The organism is Agrobacterium tumefaciens (assembly GCF_005221325.1).
Lineage (GTDB): Bacteria > Pseudomonadota > Alphaproteobacteria > Rhizobiales > Rhizobiaceae > Agrobacterium.
Map to the genome: position 1 here is coordinate 818,918 of NZ_CP039888.1, position 24,720 is coordinate 843,637.

Consider the following 24,720-nt stretch of genomic DNA (forward strand, 5'->3'; position numbering starts at 1 on the left):
TCCCTTGTGCATCCTCAAGAAAGCACGGCGCTCTGATCCACGACATTACGACTCGCAAAGGACAGGCAATGGCCCGCGTCACAGTTGAAGATTGCATTGATAAAGTAGACAACCGTTTCGAACTGGTGCTTCTCGCCAGCCACCGTGCGCGCCAGATTTCTCAAGGGTCCTCCATCACGGTTGACCGCGATAACGACAAGAACCCTGTCGTGGCGCTGCGCGAAATCGCCGACGAGACCCTGTCTCCCGACGATCTCAAGGAAGACCTCATCCACTCGCTGCAGAAGCATGTGGAAGTGGACGAGCCCGAGCCCGATCCGGTCACGCTCGCTGCCTCCGCTGCCGATGGCGAAGACGACGACCAGCCGGAAACCGTTACTTTCGACCAGATGTCGGAAGAAGAGCTGCTGGCCGGTATCGAAGGCCTTGTGCCGCCGGAAAAAAATGACGACTATTGATCTGAATTTATGACGCCTTTGGCAGGCGGTGGTTACCGTCTGTCAATAGTTGCCGTCATAATCTGATCCCTATTGATGCAGCATTGTGCGCTGGCCCTCGGGTTGGCGCGCTTTCTTTTTGTGGAATATCGCATGATGCGGCAATACGAACTCGTTGAGCGGGTTCAAAAATATAAACCGGATGCGAATGAGGCCCTGCTGAACAAGGCCTATGTTTACGCGATGCAGAAACATGGCCAGCAGAAGCGGGCCAATGGCGACCCCTATATCTCGCATCCGCTGGAAGTTGCCGCCATCCTCACTGAAATGCATCTCGACGAATCGACCATCGCGGTGGCGCTGCTGCACGATACCATCGAGGACACCACCGCCACCCGCGCTGAAATCGACGAGCTTTTCGGCGAAGACATTGGCAGGCTGGTGGAGGGGCTCACCAAGCTCAAGAAGCTCGATCTCGTTACCCGCAAGGCCAAGCAGGCCGAAAACCTGCGCAAGCTGCTGCTCGCCATTTCCGATGACGTGCGCGTCCTTCTGGTGAAGCTCGCCGACCGCCTGCACAACATGCGTACCATGGAATACATGCCGGCCGACAAGCGCAGCCGCATTTCCGAGGAAACAATGGAAATCTATGCGCCGCTTGCCGGCCGCATGGGCATGCAGGACATGCGCGACGAGCTGGAGGACCTGTCCTTCCGTTATTTGAACCCGGAAGCCTATGAGACGGTGACCAACCGTCTGCAGGAACTGGAAACCCGCAATGAAGGCCTTATCAAGAAGATCGAGGACGAGTTGCGCGAGCTTTTGGTGGCGAACGGCCTGATTGGGGCGAGCGTCAAAGGACGTCAGAAAAAGCCCTATTCGGTGTTCCGCAAGATGCAGTCGAAGTCGCTTTCCTTCGAGCAGCTGTCCGATGTCTACGGTTTCCGCATTCTGGTGGATGATATTCCCTCCTGCTACCGGGCGCTGGGCATCGTGCACACCCGCTGGCGCGTGGTGCCGGGCCGTTTCAAGGATTATATCTCCACCCCGAAGCAGAACGATTATCGCTCCATCCACACGACGATCGTTGGTCCTTCGCGCCAGCGTATCGAGCTGCAACTGCGCACCAAGCGCATGCATGAGATCGCCGAATTCGGCATTGCCGCCCATGCGCTCTACAAGGACGGCGAAAACGGGGAGGGCGATCTGCTTTCGAAAGAAAGCAATGCCTATTCGTGGCTGCGCCACACCATCGAATCGCTGGCCGAAGGCGACAGCCCGGAGGAATTCCTCGAACATACCAAGCTTGAGCTGTTCCAGGATCAGGTGTTCTGCTTCACGCCCAAGGGCAAGCTGATTGCGCTGCCGCGCGGCGCGACCCCCATTGATTTCGCCTATGCGGTGCATACCAATATCGGCGACACCACGGTTGGCGCCAAGATCAACGGGCGGATCATGCCGCTCGTGACGCGGCTGAACAATGGCGACGAGGTCGAGATTATCCGTTCCGGCGTGCAGGTGCCGCCAGCCGCGTGGGAAGAGGTGGTGGTGACGGGCAAGGCCCGCTCGGCCATCCGCCGCGCCACGCGCATGGCCATCCGCAAGCAATATTCCGGTCTCGGTTATCGTATTCTCGAGCGCACATTCGAGCGTGCCGGCAAGGCCTTTTCCCGTGACGCCCTGAAGCCGGTGCTGCATCGTCTGGCCCAGAAGGACGTGGAAGACGCGATTGCCGCCGTCGGCCGAGGCGAGGTTTCCTCGCTCGATGTGCTGCGTGCAGTTTATCCTGACTATCAGGACGAGCGCGTCACGGTGAAGATGACCGGCGACGACGGTTGGTTCAACATGCGCAGCGCTTCCGGCATGGTCTTCAAAATCCCCGGCAAGTCGCGCTCCGTTCTGGAGGACGATGGCGCAGCCGAAATGCTTGATGGACCCGACCCGCTGCCCATCCGTGGCCTGTCCGGCAATGTCGATGTGCATTTCGGTGCAGCCGGCGCCGTTCCGGGTGACCGCATCGTTGGCATCATGGAAAAAGGCAAAGGCATCACCATCTATCCCATTCAGGCGCCGGCGCTGCAACGCTTCGACGACGAACCGGAACGCTGGATCGATGTCCGCTGGGACCTCGATGAGGCGAACAAGTCGCGCTTCATGGCGCGGGTGATGATTAATGCGCTGAACGAGCCGGGCACGCTCGCTTCCGTCGCGCAATCGATCGCAACGCTTGATGTCAATATACGCGGCCTCAACATGGTCCGCATCGGTACTGACTTTTCTGAGCTGGCGCTGGATGTCGAAGTCTGGGATTTGCGGCAGCTGAACCAGTTACTGTCGCAACTCAAGGACCTCGATTGCGTATCAACGGTCACGCGTGCCTTCGATTGAGGCATTTTTGATCCGTTGCGAATACAAAAAGGCCGTTGTTATGCGTTGAGTGCATGGCAGCGGCCTTTTCCTGTCTCTGGTCGTTGATGGGGTTTGAGACTATCTTCCTCTCAGAAATTGAAGAGAAGGAAACGCGGCGTGCCGGTGAACTTACACCGATGAGAAACGCCAGTTCCAAACCGAAAGGACCGAAAATCATGTTTACTCCGCTTCGCAAGATCGCCCGTGCCGTTCGTGGCAAGACCACTCAGGAACGCGAATTCGAATATCTCAGCGGCTCGGTATCGAATGTCGACCTCGAGTTCCGCCAGCGCGAAATCGACCGCGGCCTGTTCCGCCGGTAATGCACTCAGCGCATGGCAGCCCTTCGCCATGCGTATGAGACTCGGCGCGTGCAGCCGTATCGGCCTGTACATTGCTGTGTCTCGCAAAATTATGTGAATGCGCGCTTCAAGCGGGCGTCCACCGCTGTCCGGGCTAGATGACAGGACACGTTGCTTTTGAAGCGAAGTTGACGGCGATAGGGTGCATATTTCCCCGACGTCATCCTTGGGCTTGTCCCAAGGATCTAATCACGTCGAATTAAATCAATCGGTTGCAGATCCTCGGGACAAGCCCGAGGATGACGTCAGAGTGTCCGGCAAGGTTCGTATTCATCTGGTGACGCCGCGCAGTATCGGCGTAGTGCCAGCTCAAGGCCGGAATGACGGAAGAAAATACGCCTGCAAAAGATCTCCGTGCCGTCTACCATGCTATTGGCTCAGCCCAGGCGATGAAATAAACTCCCCTTCATGCCGTTTCGTCGCCGTGAACCCGTTGGTTTTTCAGAGAAGATTCGCGACCTGTTCTGGCCGCGCACGGGTTTTTCCCGTTCGCTGCGCTATATGAAGCTGCGTCTGCTCAGGCTTTCCGCCTCTCCCCATTCGGTTGCCGCCGGTGTCGCCATTGGTGTTGGTGTGGCGTGGACACCCTTTCTCGGTATCCATATCATCATCGCCATGGCACTCGGTTTCCTCCTGCGCGTCAATCTCGTGGCGACCGCACTCGGCACCACCTTCGCCAATCCACTGACATTTCCGTTCATCTGGGCGTCCACCTGGGAACTGGGGCACTTCATCCTCGGCCGGCAGAAGTCGGCAAGTGCGGCGCATGTGGATTTCGTGGCGCTGTTCAGCCATCTCGAATTCCGGCAGATATGGACGCCGGTGCTGGAACCCATGACCATCGGTGCTTTGTTTCCTGCCGCCATCAGCGCCGTCATTACCTATATCGCCGTCTACAGCCTCATCAGCGGTTTCCAGCGGCGCAAGATGGAAAATCTCGCCCACCGCGCCGCCAACAAAAATGCTTCTCTGGAGATGTTGAAATGATCATAGGATTGGGCAGCGACCTGATCGACATCCGTCGCGTCGAAAAATCGATCGAGCGCTTCGGCGACCGTTTCACCCATCGCTGTTTCACCGATATCGAACGGGCGAAATCGGATGGCCGGAAAAACCGTGCCGCGTCTTACGCCAAACGTTTCGCCGCCAAGGAAGCCTGTTCCAAGGCGCTTGGAACCGGGCTTGCGAACGGCGTTTTCTGGAAGGATATGGGCGTCGTCAATCTGCCGGGCGGCAAACCGACCATGATCCTGACCAACGGGGCAGGGGAGAGGCTGGCGGCCATGTTGCCGCGCGGTCACCGCGCCAATATCCATCTGACGATCACGGACGACTTTCCCTACGCTCAGGCATTTGTGATTATCGAGGCGCTTCCCGTGAACGGGTAAGGCGCGCTGCCGCCGTAAAGGCGCTCTATTTGCAGAGGTGTCACAGAAGCGCTTCCCTTCGGGCTGGAAAGGTTCTAGAGAAGTCGCAGAAATATGAAAGCGTTGCCGGCTGCGTGAAACAGCACCCGCCGCAGGCGCGACAAGCAACGGCCCGGGAGCTTCTGAGATCGAAGGAGCCGGGAAACAATCAGGCAGGTCTATAAGTGTCCGAAAAAGCTGAGAAGAAGCAGAACGCCCTCTGGGAGAACGTCAAGGTCATCATTCAGGCGCTGCTGCTGGCCATGGTCATCCGCACCGTGCTGTTTCAGCCCTTCACGATCCCGTCAGGCTCGATGATGCCGACGCTTCTGGTTGGTGACTATCTGTTCGTCAACAAGTTCTCCTATGGCTATTCGAAATATTCGCTGCCCTTTTCGCCGAACCTCTTCTCAGGCCGTATCCTCGAATTCAGCAAGCCGAAGCGCGGCGATGTCGTGGTCTTCCGCCTGCCGCCCAATCCTGAAGTTGATTACATCAAGCGCCTGGTCGGCTTACCCGGTGACCGCGTGCAGGTGACGAACGGCGTGCTGTTCATCAACGGCCAGCCGGTTCCGAAGCAGCCCGATGGCGCCTTCACCTCCGATTACCGCGCCGATCCGGGCACCAATGTGCCGATCTTCCGCGAAACGCTCGACAATGGCGTCACCTATGACACGCTCGACCAGTCGCCCGACTCGCGCGGCGACAACACCCGCGAATTCGTGGTGCCGGAAGGCCATTATTTCATGATGGGCGACAACCGCGACAATTCGCTCGACAGCCGCTTCGACGTCGGTTTCGTGCCGGAAGAAAACCTGATCGGCCGCGCCAGCGTCATCTTCTTCTCGCTGGGCAACGACACACCGTTCAGCCGCATTTGGGAATGGCCGGCCAACATGCGTTGGGACCGCCTGTTCAAGGTTGTGGGATGAGCAAGAGCAAGCCGCTTTCCGCGGACGAGATTTCCCGTCTGGAAGCGTTGATCGGATACGAATTCAAGGACAAGGCCCGGCTCGACCGGGCCTTGACCCATGCCAGCGCCCGCTCCGCCACGGCCGGCAATTACGAGCGGCTGGAATTTCTGGGCGATCGCGTTCTCGGTCTCTGCGTCGCAGAACTGCTGTTTTCCATTTTCCGCAATGCTACCGAGGGCGAATTGTCCGTCCGGCTGAACCAGCTGGTCAGCGCCGAATCCTGCGCCGCGATCGGTGATGAGATGGGCTTGCATAATTTCATCCGCACTGGATCGGACGTGAAGAAGCTCACCGGCAAGGCGATGCTCAACGTGCGCGCCGATGTGGTCGAAAGCCTGATCGCCACCATCTATCTGGATGGCGGGCTGGAAGCATCGCGTAAATTCATTCTGAAATACTGGCAGAGCCGGGCTACAAGCGTGGATGCCGGGCGGCGCGATGCCAAGACCGAATTGCAGGAATGGGCGCATGCCAGATTTGCGACCACGCCCTCTTACCGGGTTGACGATCGCTCCGGACCGGATCACGATCCCAGCTTCACCGTGACGGTGGAAATTCCCGGCGTGAAGCCGGAAACCGGCGTCGAGCGCTCCAAGCGCGCGGCCGAACAGGTGGCGGCAACCAGATTGCTGGAACGCGAAGGCGTCTGGCAGAAAAGCCCCACCCGAAACTGAGCACCCGACGAAAGGGTGCTGCAATCGAGCGTATGGCGGACCCCCGTGGCCGCATGTTGAATACCTCTGACCTTGATGGATATCATGACCGATCACGAAAACCCCGCCGTAGCAGGCGAAGACAATGCCCTTCCGACCCGTTCCGGTTTCGTCGCTCTCATCGGCCCGACCAATGCCGGCAAATCGACGCTGGTGAACCGGCTGGTGGGCGCAAAAGTCTCGATCGTTAGCCACAAGGTGCAGACGACGCGCGCCGTGATGCGCGGCATTGCCATCCACAAGAATGCGCAGATCGTTTTCATGGACACGCCCGGCATCTTCAAGCCGCGCCGCAGGCTCGACCGCGCCATGGTCACCTCGGCCTGGGGTGGCGCGAAGGATGCGGACCTCATTCTGCTGCTGATCGACAGCGAGCGCGGCCTGAAGGGTGACGCCGAGGCCATTCTCGAAGGGCTGAAGGATGTTCCGCAGAAGAAGATCCTGTGCCTCAACAAGATCGATCAGGTGAAGCGGGAAGACCTTCTGAAGCTCGCCGCCGCTGCCAACGAAACGGTTGCGTTTGACCGCACCTTCATGATTTCTGCCACGAACGGTTCGGGCTGCGAAGACCTGATGGATTATCTGGTGGATACCCTGCCGGAAGGCCCGTGGTATTACCCGGAAGACCAGATTTCCGATCTGCCGATGCGCCAGCTCGCCGCCGAAATCACCCGCGAAAAACTCTTCCTCCGTCTGCATCAGGAACTGCCCTATGCTTCGCATGTCGAGACGGAAAAGTGGGAGGAACGCAAGGACGGCTCCGTGCGCATCGAGCAGGTGATCTATGTCGAGCGCGACAGCCAGAAGAAGATTGCTCTTGGCAAGAACGGCGATGCGATCAAGGCGATCTCCACCGCCTCGCGCAAGGAACTGTCTGAAATCCTCGAGCAGCCGGTGCATCTCTTCCTGTTCGTCAAGGTGCGCGAGAATTGGGGCGACGACCCCGAGCGTTTCCGTGAAATGGGTCTGGAATTCCCGCGGGGTTAAGGCACTCCCGGTTTGCCCCGGCACCTCGTTCCTGTGACAAGCACAGGAACGAATATCTTCATCCACCACCGGGAACCGAATACGTTCGGGCGGGTTGTTCCAAAACAATTGGGCGCAACCTTTTTTTGATGATGGATATTCATGTCGCCAAAAAAACCGAACGGAATTTCCACCACCCCGTGCCAGCAATGTCCCCTGCGCGACCTGCCGCATTTCCGGGACTTTTCCTCCCCCGAACTCGATTTCGTCTCCCGTTTCAAGACGGGGGAACTGGCGGTGGAAAGCGGCTCCGTCATTCTGATGGAAGGCTCGCACAGCGCCCATCTCTATACTGTCCTGCATGGCTGGGCTTTCCGTTACAAGACGCTGGAAGACGGCCGGCGGCAGATCCTCAACTATGTCATGCCGGGTGACCTCGTTGGTCTTCAGGGCACGGTGATGGGGGAAATGCAGCATTCGGTGGAGGCACTGTCGCCGGTGACGCTCTGCGTCTTCGAGCGGTCGCGCCTCAACAACCTTTTCACCGATCACCCGGGCCTTGCCTATGACCTGACCTGGATCGCGGCAAGCGAGGAACGCATGCTCGACAGCCATCTCCTCAGCATTGGTCGCCGCACCGCGCTGGAGCGTGCGGCCTATCTCATCGCATTCCTCTACAGCAAGGCGAAGGCGGTTGATCTCGTGCGCGGCGAAACCCCTATCCCCGTCACGCAGCAGCATGTCGCAGATACGCTCGGCCTTTCCATCGTGCACACCAATAAGACCTTGAGAAAGCTGGTCGATCGTGGCCTTATCCGCTGGACGGACAAGGGCTGTCTGGTGCTTGATAATGCCGGGCTGGCCCATGTGGCCGGCTGGGAAAGCGACGAGAAGCGTCAAAGGCCCTTCATCTGATCTTCTTCCGACATGTCTTTTTTAAATGACGCTGGAGCTGTAATTTGCGACTCCTGTCGTGATATCTCGCTTGAGATCACGTCGCAGACCGCGGCTTCGAGCCTTGCGGCTCTGTTTTTAGGAAGAAGAAAACATATGGTGCCACAACGGGTTATCATCGTTGAGGATGAATATCTGGTGGCGCTTGATGTCGAAGCGGTTCTCCAGTCCATGGGGGTGGAAACGGTCGTGATCGCCACGACGCTTGGGCAGGCAAGGCAAGCTCTCGACCAGGACGGCGCCGATTGCGTTCTTCTCGATGTCAGCCTGACAGACGGCAAAAGCTTTGATTTCGCGCGTGGATTGCGGGAAGTGGGCATTCCCTTCGGTTTCGTCAGCGGTTACGGCGACACGACGGGGTTTCCCGCTGATCTCTCGCACTCGCCTCTGCTCGGTAAGCCTTTCGGGGAAAATGAAATCATGGATTTTGTTCTCAAACTTGTCGGCATGCCGAGCGAGGCCGTAAAAGAATAACGTTTTGACGCCAGATCGGTTATGATCGGGCTTGAATCGAAATTCGGACAGGTTTCATGCAGTGGCAGGATGAGGCGATCATTCTCGGCGTTAAACGCCATGGCGAGACGAGTGTCATCGCCGAGGTGATGACCCCTTCGCGCGGCCGCCATCTGGGCATGGTGCGCTCCGGCCGCTCTCGCACCATGCAGCCGGTGCTGCAGGCGGGAAATCGGGTGGATGTCATCTGGCGGGCGCGGCTGCATGACCATCTCGGCGAATTCCGCATCGAACCGCTGCAATTGCGCGCAGCACAGCTGATGGAGACGGCAACTGCCGTTTACGGTGTGCAGGCCATGGGCGCTTTGCTCAGGCTTCTGCCGGAGCGTGATCCGCATCCGCATCTTTACCAGGCGCTCGATGTCATTCTCGACAATCTCCACGATCCCGTCGATGCAGGCGAACTGTTCGTGCGTTTCGAACTGGCGGTGCTGAACGATCTCGGTTTCGGCCTCGACCTCAGCGAATGTGCAGCAACGGGGCTGCGCAGTGATCTCATTTATGTCTCGCCGAAGACGGGCAGGGCGGTCTGCCGCACGGCGGGCGCACCCTATGCGGCAAGGATGCTTGCGCTTCCTGCCTTTCTTGGCGAAGGCCAGTCGAAGGCGGCCGATCCCGAAAGCCTCGCGGCGGCGTTCCGTCTGACCGGCCATTTCCTTCACCGGCATGTTTATGATCCGCGCGGCATGAATGAAAACGCCGCCCGCGACGGTTTCGTGCAGGCGGCGCTGAAGGCGCTGGAGCGCAGGGCGACACCGCCCGCTCTCGATAAAGCGGTCTAGAGCATTTCCAGGAAAAGTGGACCCCGGTTTTCCGTCAGGAAATGCGCTCCAGTCTTAGGCCATGGCAGGTCGTGGTGCCGGCCGCTCCTGAATGGGCCAGTGCACGATGGCCGCAAAAATCCCCATGCCGACGCCGAGCCACCAGACGATATCGTAGGTGCCGAACCGGTCATAAAGGAAGCCCCCCAGCCAGACGCCAAGGAACGAGCCGATCTGGTGAGTCAGGAAAACCACACCGCCCAGCATGCCGAGATGGCGTGTGCCGAACATGATCGCCACCAGCGCATTGGTGGGCGGCACGGTGGAAAGCCACAGAATGCCCATGACGGAGGCGAAGAGGATGACCGAAAGCGGCGATTGCGGCAGCAGCAGGAAGGCCGTGACGACGACCGAGCGGGCGATATAGATATAGGCCAACAGATAGGGTTTCGAATAACGCTGGGCGATGACCCCGGCGGCGAGTGACCCGATGATGTTGAAGAAGCCGATCAGCGCCATGGAAATGACGGCGTAACGTGGTTCGATGCCGATATCGCCGAGATAGGCCGGGAAATGCGCTGTTATGAAGGCCACCTGAAAACCGCAGACGAAGAAACCGGTAGTTAAAAGCAGATAGCTCTTGTGGCCGAGCGCCTCCTTTAGCGCTTCGCCGGCCGTCTGCTGGAACTGCGCCTGGGACTGGCTGCCGGAAGAGGAATTGCCGCGCATCGGCCATGCCAGCAGCGGAACGAGCACCATCATGGCGGCCAGCCAGACGAGGCTGTCCGACCAGCCATAGGCGGAAATCAGCCCCTGGCTGATGGGCGCAAACAGGAACATGCCGGCCGAACCCGCCGCCGTGCCGATGCCGAAGGCAAGCGAGCGCTGCTGCGGCGTGACATGGCGCGCGAAGGCGGAAAGAATGACGCTGAAGGAACCGGCGGCAATGCCAAGCCCGACAAGCACGCCGCCACCGAAATGCAGCCAGAAGGGCGAAGTGCCGAAGGACATGCAGATGAGGCCAGCGGCATAAAGGATGCCGGAAAGTACCAGCACTCGGCCCGTGCCGTATTTATCCGCAATCGCGCCGAAGAACGGCTGGCCGAGGCCCCAGAACAGGTTCTGCAAAGCCATGGCGAGACCGAAGGTGGAGCGATCCCAGCCGGTATCGGCAAGCATCGGCAATTGGAAAAAGCCCATGGCCGAACGGGGACCGAAGGTCATGACCGCTATCAGCGACCCGGCGGCGATAATCAGCCAGGGCATGGTCTGGCGTGTGGCTTGCGACATGACTATTCCCCCATCGCAGCGCCGCGGCCAAAAGAAAAGGCGCATGGCTTGCTGCAGATTCCTCTATGATGAGATGAATATTATCGTTTGTCAGGCCGTCCCACTAGCGACTTTTCTTGACGGCCATTATTCATGACGTTGATGGAATACGGTCGGAGCGACGACGATGAAACAGAATATCTACGACGATACAGGGTTTTTCAAGCGTTATAGCGCCATGCCGCGCTCCGTTGAAGGTCTGCGCCAGGCCGGCGAATGGCATGAGTTGCGCGCCATGCTGCCGGACCTGCAAGACAGGTCTTTTCTCGACCTAGGCTGTGGTTTCGGCTGGCATTGCCGTTATGCGGCGGAGCAGGGGGCTGCCCATGTCGTCGGCGTCGATCTTTCGGAAAACATGCTGCGCCGCGCTGCCGAGATCAATGGCGGCCCGGGCATCGACTATCGCCGGGCGGCGATTGAAGACATCGACTTTCCGCAGGACAGTTTCGATGTGGTGCTGAGTTCGCTTGCCCTGCATTACGTCCGCGATCTCGACGGGGCATTCGCAAAGATTTTCGCGGTGCTTAAAGCGGGTGGCGATTTCGTCTTTTCCATCGAACATCCGGTCTTCACCGCGCTGGAAAAACAGGACTGGTTTTATGGTGAGGATGGCGAAATCCTGCACTGGCCACTCGACAACTACCAGAACGAAGGCGTGCGCCACTCCAACTGGATGGCGGATAATGTGGTCAAATATCACCGCACCGTGTCAGGCATTCTCAACGGCTTGCTGTCCGCCGGTTTTGCCCTGACGCAGCTGGCGGAACCACGGCCTGATCCGGCTTTGCTCGCGGAGCGACCGGAGATGAAACACGAAGATCGCCGCCCGATCTTTCTGATCGTCAGCGCCCGCAAACCGTGATGGCATGAGGGGCTGGCCTAGCGTCTCTTGATTGCCCAGCCCTCCGGCCGTTCCTCGACCACTCTTGCCAGATCGCCGACGGACAGACTGCCTTCTCCGCGCGGCGTCACGTTCCAGCCAAAGAGCGGCCCCGGCACGCGCCGGTCGCCGGACATGCGGATGCGGCCCATGGCTTTCATGGGGGAGGGTACGTCGCGGGAGCCGGTCGTCTGGTCCTGCGTGGTCATGATGCAGCGGGCGCAGGGCTTGACGAGATCGAAACGAATGCCGCCGATCTCTATAGCTGCCCAGCGGTCCTCCGCCCAGGGCTCGTCCGTTTCCAGCACGATATTCGGCCGGAACCGTTCCATGCCGACGGCATCCTCGCCATTGGCGCGCATATTGTCGTTGAGTGCGGCAAGCGAGGCGGTGGTGGTGACGAGGATCTGGTAACCGTCGGCAAAGGTGACGGGTGTTTCATTGCCCGTCCATTCAAGGCTTGCGATGCGTTTTGCGGCATCGTCGAAAAAGGCGAGCTTCACCTCGCGCCCGAGCCAGGCTGAGAGCGTGTCGTTGGTGTCATCATCGGCGATATTGGCGCTGACGATCGATTTCCACACGGCCACATCCATGCGCTGCCCTGAGGGTCTTGCGAAAATCTCGCCGTTCTTCTCGCGCGAAAGCACCATGCCACCATCCGCGTGCCGCGCCAGCACGGTGGCGATATCTGGTAATTCGCGCTGGGTGATGAAATGGCCGGAAGGGTCGGTCAGCATGGCGCGTCGGTCACCCGGCAGGCCTTCCGCCGAAACGGCGCTTTCCGTAAGGGCGATGCCGCGCGCGCTTTTCAGCGGATAGATGTTGAGTTCTGTCACACGCATCTTACTATCCTCATATCTCATCGAGAAACAGGTCGAGCACCTGTTTCAGCCGCTCATGGCGGGCTTTGGCCATCTGCCGCCCCGTCTCGGTGCGAAAGCCGTCGGCCAGTTTGAACAGCTTTGTTTCGAAATGGTCGATGGCAAAGGCGCGATCATCAAGCGGTCGCTCCTTCGCCAGCGGATCGGCCGGATCATAAAGCGCCGAGCCCATGCGCCCGGCAATATAAAAGCAGCGCGCCGCGCCGACCATGCCGATGGCATCCAGCCGGTCGGCATCCTGAAGGATTTTCGCCTCCAGTGTCTGCGGCTCGATATTGGCGGAAAAGCTGTGGGTGGTGATGGCATGCGCGGCGGCGTCGATATCCTGCCGCTGCCAGCCGAGCCTCTCAAGAATGCCCGCCGCCTTTTCCGCTGCCAGCCGCGAGGCCTGCGCCCGCAAGGGCGAATTCTTCTCCACCGCCACGCAATCATGCAGCAGCACGCTTGCCGCGAGCACATTGCCATCCCCGCCTTCGCCCGCATGGATGCGCATGGCGTTGCGGAAGACGCGGTGAATATGGGCAAGATCGTGCGAGCCGTCGCCCGCATCGGCGGCGTGTGGTATCAGGTCCTGCGCAAGCGCCGCATAGGGCGCGAAAGCTTCGGCCGCGATCATGCCTGCGGCTTCCGGGTCAGGATTTTCTGGTAGAACAGGCCAATGCCGATCAGCACCGCGCCGAGCCCGATGAAGGACAGGGCTCTCAGCACACCTTCGAGATTGCTCATGTCGATCAGGAAGGCCTTTGCGACCGAGAGCAGCACGAAGGCGGCCGATGCCAGACGCAGGCTACGGGCATTAAAGCGCGAGCCGAGCACGAGCAGCAGCACGCCGATCAGCAACCAGACCACCGAATAGCTATAGGTCTCGCCCTGCAGAAAACCCTTCCAGTCGGCAATGTTTTCGCCCTGCCAGAAACGGCGCACCGAAAGCGTGGCCCAGGCGAAGCCGAGCGCTGCGCCGGCCACCGCCAGCATGCTGACATAGGGCGGGGGACGTTTTCCCCGCGCATAATAGGCAAGGCCGCCATAGGCGAGCGCCGGCAGGAGATAGCCGATCAGCAGCAGGTTGAGGACCGGGATGCGTCCGGTGTTTTCGCCGGTGAAATAGGGGTTGAGCGTGAAGAAATGCATCGTCAGCACGTTAATGACGGCAATCACGCCGGCAATCATCGAGCCGTAACGGAAGACGGGGCTGGGGCTCTTGAGATCGAGCGTCATCAGCACGCCCGAAAAACCGATGGTCAGCAGCGTGTAGATCGACTGTTCGCCGAGCGTCGGTACGCTGTTGTCAAGCGTGCCGCCATTCATCGCGTGACGGATGAGGATGGCGACGGCGAGAAGCCCCATGACGCTGGCAATCGCCTGCAGGAAGTTCTTCGCCCTGACGCCCGGCCAGTCACGCAGCAGCCATGCCGAGGCGACGGCCAGCAGGGCGGGAATGCCATAACCCGGCAGAAGCGCGTTGAAGACCGGCGTAGTGCCGAGGTTCTGTGGCCCGACGAGGGTGGGTTCCCATGCGATGCGGCCAAGAACGGCAACGCTTGCCACCGCCATCACCCACGGCAACACCTCCCAGTTGCGCTTGCGGCTCGCCAGCACATAGAGGAAGCCGATGACCGAAAGCAGCACGGTTGTCACGAGCCCTTCCGTCAGCGTGTGCAGGCTGAGCGCAAAGGCGGCGAAGGAACCGAGCACGAGAATGTTGAGCGGTTTGCGATTGGCCTCATCTTTCTGCCGGTGCAGCCATTCGGCACCTGCAAGCAACACGAAGCCGAGGCCGAGACCGTAGGCCGCGTGCAGCCAGTCGCGGCCGAGATTGCCATATTCGACGAAGCTTGCCGTGGCGAGCCAGACCGGGAAAAGTGCTGCGATACCGGCCCAGAGCTGGGCGAAATCCGCATCTTCGGTGCCCTTGCGTTTGAGGAAGGAGAAGGCACACAGCACCAGGATCGCGCCGAGGCCGAGCGCCATGGCTATTTCCGCGGTGTAGCCTGTTCCGACGGGCGGAAGCGTGACGCCGGTATCATTGATGAGACCAATGAAGTCGATGCCCTGCCGCGACATCAGCGATACCGCAGCCTGCGCGCCGAGCGCGGCGATAATCGCGGGCCAGACCGCATAGTGGCGGGCAGCGCCAAGCGCGGCAAGTGCAGCAATGAGCGCCGAAACGATCAGGGCCGGATGGGTGTCGACGCTGCCCTCGGCAAAGAGGAAACCGATGGCTGGCAGGATCACGGCCATGGACACCGTGAGACTGATGGCGAGCGACGGGCGCAGCAGAAGCCGCATGATGCGAACCGCGCGCCGCTCGGGAGCTGCGGTTTCGGCCGCTTTTGCGGGCGGGGTGTCGAGCTGCTTTCCGGGCCACAGGAAGATCGTACCGGCCAGCATGACGAGCAGGGCAAGCGTCGGCGGTTCGGCACTGATCGTATCGGAAAAGCCGATATAACCGAGCGCCCAGAGACCGATGCCGGCATTGGCAAGCGATGGAACGACGGTCCAGCCCTGCCGGCGCGCTGCCGCTGCGGTCGCCAGCCACGAGATCGTCAGGAACACGAAAAGCGCCCAGATATTTGGCGTTTCGCTGGAAATCAGCGCCGGAGTCAGCATCGAACCGAGAAGGCCAAGACCGGCCAGCGCCTGTCCGTGCAGAAGCGACAGTCCGATGGTGGCAAAGGCGACAAGCCCAAGCAGGATGAAAGCCGTTCCAGACCCGATATAGTCGTAAATGCCATAGGCCGCGTAGACCACGCCGAACAACGTCAACGCGCCCGCCGCCGTCAGCACACCCGGTATCATGGCATTGGAATAGGCAGCGGCAATGCCCGGCACCGCCTTGCGGCGGATAGCCTCGCCGGCAAGCCCGAGGAAAAGGCCGAAAATGGCGGCGAGCGACAGCCGCACCGCCGGGCTCAGGAGACCCGATTCGATCGAATATTTGACGAGGAAAATGCCGCCAAGCGCCAGCGCCAGCCCGCCGGCCCAGACCGCCCAACGTGCGCCGAGCAGGCTCTCGAAGCTTTCTTTCGCTGCCGGGTCAGACAAGGTATCAGTGACCGGTACAGATACGTTACTGGCGACCGGTGCAGTCGGGGCTTCCTCAAGCGCCAATTCTTCCGATGTTCCTTTGACAGGAGCTTCTTCAGGCTCGAATGCATGATCACTCTGGAAAGCTGCTGCGCTCGGCGAACCCACACTTTCATCTTTCGCCGATGAAACGGCAACATCGCCGGTTGCTGCTGCTACTGCCTGCGCAACCGCCGGCGTATCCAGGATAACAGCCATCAGACGCTTGAGGCCGTGGACCTCACGCTCCAGAGACTTAATTTTGCGGGAGTTGCGGATGCTCGCGACCAGCGTGTAGATGAAGGCCGCGACGAGGGCGAGGATAAACAGCGGGATGTCCAAACGGGCTCTCCAATTACGAAGCTGTTTTTAAAGCCCTTTTGGTGAATTTATGCAAGGCCCGGTTGATGGAGCTGTGGGTAACGGGGAGAGCGGGCGAGTGACACCCGTGGGTGACACTCGAGCCGCCTCGTATCAGGAAGCATCCGCCAGCCAGCGCCGCGCCGCTTCGATATCGGCAAGCCCGAGTTCGTGCCCATCCGCGAGCGTTTCCACCTCGGCCGTTGCGCCGCTCGCCACTAGCCTGCCTTGCAGCACGCTCGCGCCATCGCGGTATTTGTCGCGTTCTCCGGCAACAAGCAGGAAATTGCGGCCGGAAAGATCGGTCTGCGGCCATGTTTCAAGAACCGGCATCGGGCGATAGAGCAGGGCATCGCCGGCAAGCTCCGGATAAAGCGCCGCAAAGGCCGCATAGAAGTTCGCGCCGTTGGAATGGCCGATGAACCGCAGTTTCGAGCGATCGAGACCATAGGCGCGGATTGCCCCCTCCACGAAGGCGGCAAAGGCCTCCGCTTCGGAGACGATATCCTTCTGGTCGAAGCTGAAATCGGGGAAGCGCCGGAACCAGCGGGCGATCTCTTCTTCCGTGCTGCGGCCGCGCACGCCGAGAAGGGTGGCGCCGGGCGCCGCCCTGTGTGCCAGCGGCGTCAGGCTCGTTTCACTGCCGCCGGAACCATGCAGCAGGATGAGGGTGCTGCCATCAGGCTCCTGCGGCGTGTAGAAACGGTGCACGAAGAGCAGGTCGCGATAGACGATCCGCTCTTCGCCCGGCATTGCAAATTGCGGCAGGGAGACGCGCACATCCGCTTCATCTTTCATGAAGAGTGGTGGAATGAACAGTTCTTCGCCAAGCGTCGCCAGCGGTTCGTCCACCGTCATGCCGGGCGCATCGGTCGCCATTTCAATCAGTACGCCGCCGGGTTCGCGGACGTAGAGCGAGTGGAAATATTTCCGGTCATGGGCATTGGTGGTGCTGGAATTCAGCGATTTCAGCCCTGTGAGAACCGTGTTCAGTTCATCCATGTCCTTCGCACGGAAAGCGATGTGGTCGACCGTGCCGGTGCCGGGCGCGCTGGACCAGAAGCCGGTCGCATCGCGCACGTCGATAATGTCGCCGCTGTCGGAAACGAGCCGGCGGATCGCGCCCGCCTGGCTTTCGTGGCGGTAACCGAAGTGTTTTTCCAGAAACGCCACGGTTTCTTCGGGCACCTCGCTCAGCAAGGTTGCGCCATAGATTCGGCGAATGGCGTCTTCCGCGGAGATGTCGGCCGTCACATGCGGTGTCGCATCGGCAAAGGCATGGGTGCCGACCAGCTTGACGATCAGGCCATCAGGGTCTTTCAGCCGGATGACGGGGGCGCCGAATTCATCCGATGGCCCCTCGGCGCGGATGCCGAATTTCAGCGCCCGCGTCAGCCAGAAGCCGATCGCGGCTGGGTCGATCGCCACGGAAATTTCCAGTGTCTGCCCATAACCGACGCGGCCCTGGCCGCCATCTTCCCAGACCAGAAAGGTCAATAACGAGCCGGGAGAGGCAATATCGTCGCCGTAAAGCAGATGCAACTGCATGGCGTCTTCAAAGCCGGCCGTGCGCTTGACCAGCCGCAGCCCCAGGAAACCGGCGTAAAAATCCACATTCGCCTGCACCTTCCGGGTGATCATGGTGATGTGGTGTATTCCAAGTGCAGAATTCATGTCGCCGTCCCGCCGTTTCGCCTGCCGTTTAAGGCCCTATTTGTCTCACGCTGCCCCTGATCCGCAACCCCGGCAAATGAGAACGATGTGTTCTCTGTGTGAACGATGTTTTCCGTGCTTTGTTGCACGCGGCATGGGCAGAATTGCCAGCTCTTTGCCTGTGTATCGATCATCTATGCATATAAAATAAGCATACAAAATAACGGCTATTTTGTATGCAATTTTATCTTGCCTTGAGGGTTGGAATTGGGTCTTATGCAACCAATCCAGTAAAACCATCAGGGGGAATAGATGATTTTAACGCGCAGGTTGTTGTCGAGAACGCTGGCCATTGCCGCCCTCGGTGCGGTCGCTGGCTTTTCGCTGCCGGTGACGGGTGCTTATGCTGAAACGCCGGTGAAATTCACGCTTGACTGGAAATTCGAAGGACCGGCTGCCGGTTTCCTGCTGGCGCTCGACAAGGGGTATTTCAAGGCCGAAGGCCTCGATGTCACCATCGACAGCGGCAACGGCTCGGTCGAGGCCATCCCGCGCGTTGCGACCGGCGCCTACCAAATGGGTTTCGGCGATATCAATTCGGTAATGAAGTTCCTCGACGAGGATCCGAGCCAGAAGATCAAGGCCGTTTATATGGTCTATGAGCGCCCGACTTTCGCCGTCGTCGGCCGCAAGTCGCTCGGTGTCACCGGCGATCCGAAGTCGCTGGAAGGCAAGAAGCTCGGCGCGCCGCCGCCGGATGGCGCCTTCGCGCAATGGCCTGCTTTCAAGCAGGTGGCGGGCCTTGATGACAGCGAGATCAAGATCGAATCGATCGGTTTTCCGGTGCGTGAACCGATGCTCGCAAAGGGTGACGTCGATGCCGTTTTCGGCTTTGCCTTTTCGGTGATCCTCAATCTCAAGAAACAGGGCATTGCCGATGACGATATCTCGACGATCCTGATGGCAGAGCATGGCTTGAATCTCTATGGCAATGCGGTGCTGGTAAACACTGATTTCGCTGAGAAAAACCCTGAAGCCGTGAAGGGCTTCCTGAAAGCACTGGCCAAGGGCTTCGCCGATTCCGTCAAGAACCCCGAAGAGGGCGTGGCAGTGGTATTGAAGCGCAACGAGACGCTGGACAGCGCCATCGAGCTGGAGCGCCTCAACATGGCCAACAGCATGAATATCAAGACGCCCTATGTGGTGGAGAACGGCATGGGCGGCGTCGATCCGGCCCGGCTCGCAGCCTCGCTGGAGACACTCAAGGTTTCCATGGGCCTGAAGGGCAACGTCAAGGCGGAGCAGGTTTTCGACGCGACCTATCTGCCGGCCAAGGAAGAACGCATGCTTCCCTGAAGAAGATTGTAGCGCGAGCGGGTGCGGCCTGCTTCTTCTCCCCGCCGGGGAGAAGTCCGCGGCAGCGGGATGAGGGGCAAGCTCTCCGCATATCACTGGCGTCGCCCCCCTCATCGGACCCTTCGGGCCACCTTCTCCCCGGCGGGGAGAAGAAACAAGCGGCAATGCCGGGTGTAGCTGGCAGCCTTGGAATTGCGGCGGGAACAACGAAGGCCATAAGCGCCCGGTCCAGCCTAAGAATGGGGATCTCGATGTCACATCTCGTGGAAATAGACGGCGTGGACATGCGCTACGGCGGTTCCGCCGGCACGCTCGCCGTATCCGGCCTGAACCTGACGGTCGATAAGGGTGAGTTCGCAGCGGTGGTCGGTCCTTCCGGCTGCGGCAAGTCCACCCTGATGAAGCTGGTGACGGGGTTGCATATTCCGCAAAAGGGCAATGTCATCGTCGCCGGGCGGCAGGTCACCGAACCGGTCTCCATCGTCGGCATGGCGTTTCAGAACCCGACGATGCTGCCCTGGCGCACGACGTTGGAAAATATCCTGCTGCCGCTCGAAATCGTCGAGAAACACCGCCACCGGCTGCGTGCCCACAAGGCCGAGTATGTCGCGAAAGCCGAGCGCCTTCTGGAGATCGTCGGTCTGAAGGGATTTGGCTCCAAATATCCTTGGCAGCTTTCCGGCGGCATGCAGCAGCGCGCCAATCTCTGCCGCGCGCTCATCCACGAACCGGAATTGCTGATGCTGGACGAGCCTTTTGGCGCGCTCGATGCATTCACCCGTGAGGAGTTGTGGTGTGTCATCCGCGACCTGCACGCCGCGCAGCGCGTCACCATCATCCTCGTGACCCATGATCTGCGCGAAGCAACCTTTCTCGCGGACAAGATTTTCGTGATGAGCGCAAGGCCCGGCCGCGTACTGGCGGAACATCGCGTGCCCTTCGCCCGCCCACGCCAGCTCGATATCATGTATGACAAGGGTTTCAACGACATGGTGCAGGAACTGCATGGCGAAATCGCGCAGGCGAGGGTTGCGGCATGAGCGCGATCATGGAAAGCACCGTGGCGGCCGAACCGCGCAAGCCGCTGATTGCCCGGGTCAATTGGGTAAAAGCCGCCCCATGGCTCTATACGCTGGCGCTTTTCGTGCTGTGGGAACTGCTCGTCTACGCGCTGAAAATGCCGCCTACGATTCTGCCGTCGCCGGTCAGGGTCGGGCAGGCCATCGTGCAATATTGGTCGCCGATCTGGAAAAACTCGCTGCAGACGCTTTACACCACGACGCTGGGCTTCGCCATTGCCGTCGCCGCCGGCCTCGCCATCGGCCTGTTCATCGGCTGGTCGAAAACCATCTATGCGGGCCTCTATCCGCTGATGATAGGCTTTAACGCCATCCCAAAGGTGGCGCTGGTGCCCATCCTCGTCATCTGGTTCGGCATCGGCACGGTTCCGGCGGTTCTGACCGCCTTCCTGATTTCCTTCTTTCCCATCGTCGTTAATGTCGCCACCGGCCTTGCCACCATCGAGCCGGAAACCGAGGACGTGTTGCGGGCGCTCGGCGCCAAGAAGATGGACATCATGCTGAAAGTCGGCATTCCGCGGTCCATGCCCTATTTCTTCGGCTCACTCAAAATCGCCATCACGCTCGCCTTCGTCGGCTCGGTTGTCTCGGAAACCGTCGCCTCCAACTACGGCCTCGGCAATATGATGAGTTCGGCGCAGAGCCAGTTCAACGTGCCGCTCGTCTTTGCCGGTCTGCTGATGCTCGCGGTGGAAGGTATTGCCATGTATGCGGTCATGGCCTGGCTGGAAAAGCGAATGACCGGCTGGGCCCATCGTTCGACCATGGGGCAATAAGGAATACAGCACGGACACGAGAATTGTGCCCGTGCTGGAATATCCGGTGCGAACTTAATGCGCCGCCATTTCCTTCACGATATCAGCACCGTCCATCAGGAAGGGATAATAGGTCGGCCAATTGGTGACTTCATCCAGCAGTGCCTTGCGGTCGTTACCCCAATAGAGATGGTAATGGCCCGCTTTGACCGGGGCGATGGAGTGGTCGCTGAACTGGATGAATTGCGGTGCAGCCTCGTCGCCGGCGGTCTTCTTGAAGATATACCGTACGCCGCGATTGCCCTTCTTGTAGGTCAGGATTTCATGGCCGTCGCTGACATAGGTGCCTTCAGCGGGCTTGCCGTCCTTGTAGAATGCCACGCTGTCGGCCTTGATCACGATGCGGTTGACGTCGGTCTTGTAGCCGATCTCGTAATAGGCGCGATATTCGGCCGCCGTTTTGTCGCCATGCGCCGCCTTGTCGGCCATGACGCCGTCGAGCGAGCCGTTCAGCAGATAGGGATAAACCGATTGCCAGTCGCCTTCCCAATCGGAAAGTGCGCGCGGTTTCACTTGAGCGTCCTCGAAATAACCCTTGTAAATCTGCTTTTCCGCCTCGGTCATCTGGTGGCCGTGGTCATGACCATGACCATGGTCATGGCTGTGGGCAGTGGATTTGTCGCCGCCGGCAGCGGTTGCCGCGGCAGCCGCCAGCAGCATGGAACCAAGTGCGAGCGCGCCGGTGACGCGGGTCAGTGTCTTCTGCATTGTTTCGGCCCTCTTCAGTCTGCGATCAAAAATAAGTAACGTAATAACATTACATATCGACCTATAGAGGCGTCTTTTGCGGGACGCAAGAGTGCGTGTTGAGGTGACCTCATGAAAAAGCGCGATGGCTGTTCAGCCACCGCGCTTGAAAATCTGCGGGAAGGGTGAGCCGTCACGCCTCAGGCGGGCTGTGCGCTCACCTCAGCCTTGCGTTCGTCAAAAGCGAGTTTCATCGCTTTCGTCACGTCGCGGGTCGTTGCGAAATAGCTGTCGCTGCGCACCCAATACCGCAACTTGACGGTAGCGCTGTCAGTGCTGACGGAATCGACGAACGTCACGGGGGCGGGGTCCAGCAACACCCGGCTTTCCGAGCGCACCACGCGCATCAGCATATCCTGCGCGGCAGCAAGATCCTCGTCGTTCTTCACCGTCAGGCTCACTTCGTGACGGCGCGACGGGAAGCGGCTGTAATTGGTGATCGGTACGTTCCAGAGCGTGGAATTGGGCGCAAGCCGATAAAGCCCGTCACTCGTCTTGAGTTCGGTGGCAAACAGACCGATTTCAATGATCGTGCCGCTGACGGAGCCGGTCTCGATATATTCGCCGACCCGGAAGGGGCGCAGCACAAGCAGCATGATGCCGGCGGCGATGTTCTGCAGCGTGCCTTGCAGCGCAAGACCGATGGCGAGGCCGGCAGCGCCAAGGGCGGCGAGGATCGAGGCCGTCTGCACCCCGAACTGGCCAAGCACCATGACGATGACCAGAATGAGCACCACATATCGAATGGCGCCCGCGAAGAAACCGGCGAGCGTCGCATCGAAACCGCGGATGCGCGACAGGCCCTGAAAGGCCCAGCGCTGCAGGAAAGTTGCGGCCAGCCAGCCAATGATCAGCAGCAGCAGCGCCCCGATGACCGAAAAGGAATATTGCACCGCCAGCGCGCTCGCCTGCCGTACGGCCGTCTGCGATGCGACGATGATATCCGTTGCCTGTTGTTCCATGAATTATCCCCTGATTTTATTGCCGTTCAGGGTTGGTAACGAATGGGTGCCGCAGCGGTTCCGCCCAAAATCGGGCCTCAGCCGGCAAGCGGCAGCACGAAAGGCACGTTGCCATCGGTATCCGCCCCCCGGCCGATCGCCTTGATCGCCTTGATAAGCCGGCCCTCGCGCCCCAGCAGCCGGTCGCCGATGGCGATGATGCGGGCATTGGGCGTGACATAGGGCGAGGCGGCGCGCAGTCGCAGCGCAAGCTCAGCCTCATCCTGATCAGGGTAAAGGCTGAGAGCGGCGATGACGGCGGCGGCCGGCGAGCGCGAAATCCCCATCCAGCAATGGATGAGCAACGGCGCGGATTGATCCCATTCCCGCGCGAAATCGATCAGCTTCACCACATGCGCATCATCGGGGGCGATGAGATTGCCGGTGCCCTTGAAGGCGATATCATTCATGGCAAGCGTCAGATGCCGCTCGGCGGCAATGACGGCCGGGCGGTGAAAGCTCTGCTCCCTGGCGATCAGCGTCACCATTTCGCGGGCCTTATGCTTTACGGCCATTTCGGCGATCCGCGACAGCGGCGATACCACGATGGTTGTCATGTCGCGCTCCGGGTTTTGGTCACGCGCAGCGTCTCGATTGCCTCGAATCGCGCGATGAACAGTCTTTGTGCCTCTGTCGAGGGAAGCGGGATGATATCGAACATATCGCGGGTGATGCCGCGCGGCAGGCCGAAAAATTTCTGGGCTTCGGCGGTGGAAAAACCGGCAAGCTCCGTCGCTTCGAAAAAGGCGGCCACCGTGTCGGCCTTCTTGATGCGGTCCTTCAACTCGCGCGATGCATGCGGAGGGAGGCCGAAGCGCAGATGCACGGCGGCTTCCAGCCGCTTTTCCACGGTCTTGTAGCCACCGCCGACCACGGATTTGAACGGCGAGATCATGTCGCCGATGACATATTCCGGCGCATCGTGCAGAAGCGCCATCTGCATCTCGTCTGGCGTGGCACCCGTGCACATGCGGCAGAAAATGGTCTCGACGATGAGGCAATGCTGGGCGACGGAAAAGGCGTGGTCGCCACGCGTCTGGCCATTCCAGCGGGCAACACGGGCAAGGCCATGGGCAATGTCGGCGATTTCCACATCGAGCGGGGAAGGGTCGAGCAGATCGAGCCGCCGTCCCGACAGCATGCGCTGCCACGCACGCGGACTTTTTGCGGGTGCCACTCTCAGTCCTCCGCCCGAGCCGCCGGATCGGCTGCCGGGAAGGAGAGACCGCTCCAGACCGGCAGGGCCACGCTCACCGCGACATTGTCCGCAAGCAGCGGCGTGCCGGCGGCTAGCGCATCGGCAATACGGTCGGTCCGCACGATGGCAAGCGCTTTGTTGCCGTGGATGGTTCCGAGTGCACCAACGGGTTTTCCATTGGCGGTAATCTCCGTTCCGCTGACCGGGAGCGTGCCATCGGCCGAGACGGTCACGACGCGCCGTCTTGCCGTGCCGCGATGTTTCATACGTGAGACGACTTCCTGGCCAACGAAGCAGCCTTTCCTGAAGGAAACGCCGTCATTCACATCCATCAGCACATCATGGGGAAAGGCGTCCTGCAGCGCATAATCCAGGCCGGATTCGGCAATGCCGTGCTCGACGCGCAGCGCCTCATAGGCTGCGACATCGCCAGAGGCGGATGCGCCGGGCACACGCCGGAGATCGACACTCGCCTTGGCGAAACGGCCGTCCCGCACGCCTGCCTCCGGCACGCTGCCGCCCCAGAAAACGCTGACGCCTTCCACGGTCTCGGCCTTCAGCTCGACGGGGGCGCGCAGTTTGTACATGGTCAGGCGGCGCAGCAGCGCATCCTGTTCGGCGGCACCCGTCTCGATCAGATAATCTCCGCCGTCGCGCCAGATCAGGAAATCGAACAGGATCTTGCCCTGCGGCGTAAGAAGCGCCGATGCGCGGGCTTCGCCTTCCGGCAGATTTTCGATATCGGCCGTGATCAGATTGTTCAGAAACTCTTCGGCGCCGGTGCCAGATACCCGGATCAGGCGGCGGTCGGCAAGAAAGGCGGAAGGCATGGCGTCACCGTTCGGTTCGTCGATACTATG

Annotated in this window: 25 protein-coding genes; 15 read left to right on the plus strand and 10 right to left on the minus strand. The window is 60.1% G+C overall.

Going from position 1 to position 24,720, the window contains the following annotated elements; genetic code table 11:
- Positions 1 to 68 precede the first annotated feature (68 nt).
- From rpoZ to recO, 11 genes are all read left to right on the plus strand, one after another.
- Positions 69 to 458 carry a DNA-directed RNA polymerase subunit omega gene (gene rpoZ / locus CFBP5499_RS04345; RefSeq protein WP_006311530.1) on the plus strand — a complete coding sequence of 130 codons (390 nt, stop codon included), beginning with the start codon at positions 69 to 71 and terminating at the stop codon, positions 456 to 458.
- A 132-nt stretch (positions 459 to 590) separates the two neighbouring features.
- On the plus strand, positions 591 to 2,825 hold the full coding sequence (locus CFBP5499_RS04350; RefSeq protein WP_080827398.1) for a RelA/SpoT family protein: 2,235 nt from the start codon (positions 591 to 593) through the stop codon (positions 2,823 to 2,825).
- 197 nt (positions 2,826 to 3,022) lie between these two features.
- Positions 3,023 to 3,169: a hypothetical protein gene (locus CFBP5499_RS04360; RefSeq protein WP_003496944.1), complete on the plus strand. Its 147-nt coding sequence runs from the start codon at positions 3,023 to 3,025 to the stop codon at positions 3,167 to 3,169.
- 447 nt (positions 3,170 to 3,616) lie between these two features.
- Positions 3,617 to 4,195: a DUF2062 domain-containing protein gene (locus tag CFBP5499_RS04365; RefSeq protein WP_080825437.1), complete on the plus strand. Its 579-nt coding sequence runs from the start codon at positions 3,617 to 3,619 to the stop codon at positions 4,193 to 4,195.
- The gene (acpS, locus tag CFBP5499_RS04370) at positions 4,192 to 4,596 is read left to right on the plus strand and encodes a holo-ACP synthase (RefSeq protein ID WP_080825436.1); all 405 of its coding nucleotides are present in this window, start codon (positions 4,192 to 4,194) and stop codon (positions 4,594 to 4,596) included. The genes CFBP5499_RS04365 and acpS overlap by 4 nt, the downstream gene beginning before the upstream one ends.
- 203 nt (positions 4,597 to 4,799) lie before the next feature.
- On the plus strand, positions 4,800 to 5,546 hold the full coding sequence (gene lepB / locus CFBP5499_RS04375) for a signal peptidase I (protein ID WP_080825435.1): 747 nt from the start codon (positions 4,800 to 4,802) through the stop codon (positions 5,544 to 5,546).
- Entirely contained in the window at positions 5,543 to 6,262 is a 720-nt protein-coding gene (gene rnc, locus CFBP5499_RS04380; protein ID WP_080825434.1) for a ribonuclease III, read from the plus strand. The genes lepB and rnc overlap by 4 nt, the downstream gene beginning before the upstream one ends.
- A gap of 75 nt (positions 6,263 to 6,337) precedes the next feature.
- Complete coding sequence (gene era, locus CFBP5499_RS04385; protein ID WP_173986609.1) at positions 6,338 to 7,288, plus strand: GTPase Era; 951 nt, start codon at positions 6,338 to 6,340, stop codon at positions 7,286 to 7,288.
- A gap of 141 nt (positions 7,289 to 7,429) precedes the next feature.
- Entirely contained in the window at positions 7,430 to 8,182 is a 753-nt protein-coding gene (locus CFBP5499_RS04390; RefSeq protein WP_080825433.1) for a Crp/Fnr family transcriptional regulator, read from the plus strand.
- A 135-nt stretch (positions 8,183 to 8,317) separates the two neighbouring features.
- Positions 8,318 to 8,695, plus strand: a complete 378-nt coding sequence (locus tag CFBP5499_RS04395; RefSeq protein WP_080825432.1) for a response regulator — start codon at positions 8,318 to 8,320, stop codon at positions 8,693 to 8,695.
- A gap of 56 nt (positions 8,696 to 8,751) precedes the next feature.
- Positions 8,752 to 9,516: a DNA repair protein RecO gene (gene recO, locus CFBP5499_RS04400; RefSeq protein WP_080825431.1), complete on the plus strand. Its 765-nt coding sequence runs from the start codon at positions 8,752 to 8,754 to the stop codon at positions 9,514 to 9,516.
- A 54-nt stretch (positions 9,517 to 9,570) separates the two neighbouring features.
- Here recO and CFBP5499_RS04405 read toward each other — a convergent pair whose 3' ends face one another.
- The gene (locus CFBP5499_RS04405) at positions 9,571 to 10,785 is read right to left on the minus strand and encodes an MFS transporter (protein ID WP_175416614.1); all 1,215 of its coding nucleotides are present in this window, start codon (positions 10,783 to 10,785) and stop codon (positions 9,571 to 9,573) included.
- 166 nt (positions 10,786 to 10,951) lie between these two features.
- Between CFBP5499_RS04405 and CFBP5499_RS04410 the strand changes: the two genes are divergently transcribed.
- Positions 10,952 to 11,686 (plus strand): class I SAM-dependent methyltransferase, encoded by a 735-nt coding sequence (locus CFBP5499_RS04410; protein WP_080825430.1) that lies wholly within the window; start codon positions 10,952 to 10,954, stop codon positions 11,684 to 11,686.
- A 17-nt stretch (positions 11,687 to 11,703) separates the two neighbouring features.
- Here the strand turns inward: CFBP5499_RS04410 and CFBP5499_RS04415 are convergent, their stop codons facing one another.
- The 4 genes from CFBP5499_RS04415 to CFBP5499_RS04430 all read right to left on the minus strand — a co-directional run bounded on the left by CFBP5499_RS04415 (position 11,704) and on the right by CFBP5499_RS04430 (position 17,685).
- The gene (locus CFBP5499_RS04415; RefSeq protein WP_080825429.1) at positions 11,704 to 12,546 is read right to left on the minus strand and encodes an MOSC domain-containing protein; all 843 of its coding nucleotides are present in this window, start codon (positions 12,544 to 12,546) and stop codon (positions 11,704 to 11,706) included.
- A 10-nt stretch (positions 12,547 to 12,556) separates the two neighbouring features.
- Positions 12,557 to 13,201 (minus strand): HD domain-containing protein, encoded by a 645-nt coding sequence (locus CFBP5499_RS04420; protein ID WP_080825428.1) that lies wholly within the window; start codon positions 13,199 to 13,201, stop codon positions 12,557 to 12,559.
- Positions 13,198 to 15,993: a DUF2339 domain-containing protein gene (locus CFBP5499_RS04425; protein WP_175416615.1), complete on the minus strand. Its 2,796-nt coding sequence runs from the start codon at positions 15,991 to 15,993 to the stop codon at positions 13,198 to 13,200. Before CFBP5499_RS04425 ends, CFBP5499_RS04420 begins: the two co-directional genes overlap by 4 nt.
- 132 nt (positions 15,994 to 16,125) lie before the next feature.
- Complete coding sequence (locus CFBP5499_RS04430) at positions 16,126 to 17,685, minus strand: VOC family protein (RefSeq protein ID WP_080825427.1); 1,560 nt, start codon at positions 17,683 to 17,685, stop codon at positions 16,126 to 16,128.
- Positions 17,686 to 17,976: 291 nt separating this feature from the next.
- On the opposite strand from CFBP5499_RS04430, the gene CFBP5499_RS04435 reads away from it, so the two are divergent.
- From CFBP5499_RS04435 to CFBP5499_RS04445, 3 genes are all read left to right on the plus strand, one after another.
- Positions 17,977 to 19,020, plus strand: coding sequence for an ABC transporter substrate-binding protein (locus CFBP5499_RS04435; protein WP_080825426.1), 1,044 nt, complete (start codon positions 17,977 to 17,979; stop codon positions 19,018 to 19,020).
- A gap of 251 nt (positions 19,021 to 19,271) precedes the next feature.
- The gene (locus CFBP5499_RS04440) at positions 19,272 to 20,060 is read left to right on the plus strand and encodes an ABC transporter ATP-binding protein (RefSeq protein WP_175416616.1); all 789 of its coding nucleotides are present in this window, start codon (positions 19,272 to 19,274) and stop codon (positions 20,058 to 20,060) included.
- Positions 20,057 to 20,875, plus strand: a complete 819-nt coding sequence (locus CFBP5499_RS04445; protein ID WP_080825425.1) for an ABC transporter permease — start codon at positions 20,057 to 20,059, stop codon at positions 20,873 to 20,875. The genes CFBP5499_RS04440 and CFBP5499_RS04445 overlap by 4 nt, the downstream gene beginning before the upstream one ends.
- A gap of 54 nt (positions 20,876 to 20,929) precedes the next feature.
- Here the strand turns inward: CFBP5499_RS04445 and CFBP5499_RS04450 are convergent, their stop codons facing one another.
- The 5 genes from CFBP5499_RS04450 to CFBP5499_RS04470 all read right to left on the minus strand — a co-directional run bounded on the left by CFBP5499_RS04450 (position 20,930) and on the right by CFBP5499_RS04470 (position 24,690).
- Positions 20,930 to 21,622 (minus strand): metal-binding protein ZinT, encoded by a 693-nt coding sequence (locus CFBP5499_RS04450; RefSeq protein WP_080825424.1) that lies wholly within the window; start codon positions 21,620 to 21,622, stop codon positions 20,930 to 20,932.
- 179 nt (positions 21,623 to 21,801) lie between these two features.
- On the minus strand, positions 21,802 to 22,623 hold the full coding sequence (locus CFBP5499_RS04455) for a mechanosensitive ion channel family protein (protein ID WP_080825423.1): 822 nt from the start codon (positions 22,621 to 22,623) through the stop codon (positions 21,802 to 21,804).
- A gap of 77 nt (positions 22,624 to 22,700) precedes the next feature.
- Positions 22,701 to 23,219, minus strand: a complete 519-nt coding sequence (locus tag CFBP5499_RS04460; protein WP_080825422.1) for a tyrosine phosphatase family protein — start codon at positions 23,217 to 23,219, stop codon at positions 22,701 to 22,703.
- Positions 23,216 to 23,839: a YfbR-like 5'-deoxynucleotidase gene (locus CFBP5499_RS04465; protein WP_175416617.1), complete on the minus strand. Its 624-nt coding sequence runs from the start codon at positions 23,837 to 23,839 to the stop codon at positions 23,216 to 23,218. Before CFBP5499_RS04465 ends, CFBP5499_RS04460 begins: the two co-directional genes overlap by 4 nt.
- Positions 23,840 to 23,841: 2 nt before the next feature.
- Positions 23,842 to 24,690 (minus strand): YgfZ/GcvT domain-containing protein, encoded by an 849-nt coding sequence (locus tag CFBP5499_RS04470; protein WP_080827392.1) that lies wholly within the window; start codon positions 24,688 to 24,690, stop codon positions 23,842 to 23,844.
- Positions 24,691 to 24,720 lie beyond the last annotated feature (30 nt).

Bases quoted from the DNA above. Each gene is read 5' to 3' on its own strand.
- CFBP5499_RS04420 (WP_080825428.1), bottom strand. From the start codon at position 13,201: ATGATCGCGGCCGAAGCTTTCGCGCCCTATGCGGCGCTTGCGCAGGAC.
- CFBP5499_RS04435 (WP_080825426.1), top strand. From the start codon at position 17,977: ATGATTTTAACGCGCAGGTTGTTGTCGAGAACGCTGGCCATTGCCGCC.
- CFBP5499_RS04470 (WP_080827392.1), bottom strand. From the start codon at position 24,690: ATGCCTTCCGCCTTTCTTGCCGACCGCCGCCTGATCCGGGTATCTGGC.
- CFBP5499_RS04455 (WP_080825423.1), bottom strand. From the start codon at position 22,623: ATGGAACAACAGGCAACGGATATCATCGTCGCATCGCAGACGGCCGTA.
- rpoZ (WP_006311530.1), top strand. From the start codon at position 69: ATGGCCCGCGTCACAGTTGAAGATTGCATTGATAAAGTAGACAACCGT.
- CFBP5499_RS04405 (WP_175416614.1), bottom strand. From the start codon at position 10,785: ATGTCGCAAGCCACACGCCAGACCATGCCCTGGCTGATTATCGCCGCC.
- CFBP5499_RS04365 (WP_080825437.1), top strand. From the start codon at position 3,617: ATGCCGTTTCGTCGCCGTGAACCCGTTGGTTTTTCAGAGAAGATTCGC.
- CFBP5499_RS04415 (WP_080825429.1), bottom strand. From the start codon at position 12,546: ATGCGTGTGACAGAACTCAACATCTATCCGCTGAAAAGCGCGCGCGGC.
- CFBP5499_RS04445 (WP_080825425.1), top strand. From the start codon at position 20,057: ATGAGCGCGATCATGGAAAGCACCGTGGCGGCCGAACCGCGCAAGCCG.
- rnc (WP_080825434.1), top strand. From the start codon at position 5,543: ATGAGCAAGAGCAAGCCGCTTTCCGCGGACGAGATTTCCCGTCTGGAA.
- CFBP5499_RS04360 (WP_003496944.1), top strand. From the start codon at position 3,023: ATGTTTACTCCGCTTCGCAAGATCGCCCGTGCCGTTCGTGGCAAGACC.
- CFBP5499_RS04460 (WP_080825422.1), bottom strand. From the start codon at position 23,219: ATGACAACCATCGTGGTATCGCCGCTGTCGCGGATCGCCGAAATGGCC.
- CFBP5499_RS04390 (WP_080825433.1), top strand. From the start codon at position 7,430: ATGTCGCCAAAAAAACCGAACGGAATTTCCACCACCCCGTGCCAGCAA.
- CFBP5499_RS04430 (WP_080825427.1), bottom strand. From the start codon at position 17,685: ATGAATTCTGCACTTGGAATACACCACATCACCATGATCACCCGGAAG.
- acpS (WP_080825436.1), top strand. From the start codon at position 4,192: ATGATCATAGGATTGGGCAGCGACCTGATCGACATCCGTCGCGTCGAA.
- CFBP5499_RS04350 (WP_080827398.1), top strand. From the start codon at position 591: ATGATGCGGCAATACGAACTCGTTGAGCGGGTTCAAAAATATAAACCG.
- CFBP5499_RS04440 (WP_175416616.1), top strand. From the start codon at position 19,272: ATGTCACATCTCGTGGAAATAGACGGCGTGGACATGCGCTACGGCGGT.
- recO (WP_080825431.1), top strand. From the start codon at position 8,752: ATGCAGTGGCAGGATGAGGCGATCATTCTCGGCGTTAAACGCCATGGC.
- CFBP5499_RS04395 (WP_080825432.1), top strand. From the start codon at position 8,318: ATGGTGCCACAACGGGTTATCATCGTTGAGGATGAATATCTGGTGGCG.
- era (WP_173986609.1), top strand. From the start codon at position 6,338: ATGGATATCATGACCGATCACGAAAACCCCGCCGTAGCAGGCGAAGAC.
- CFBP5499_RS04410 (WP_080825430.1), top strand. From the start codon at position 10,952: ATGAAACAGAATATCTACGACGATACAGGGTTTTTCAAGCGTTATAGC.
- CFBP5499_RS04450 (WP_080825424.1), bottom strand. From the start codon at position 21,622: ATGCAGAAGACACTGACCCGCGTCACCGGCGCGCTCGCACTTGGTTCC.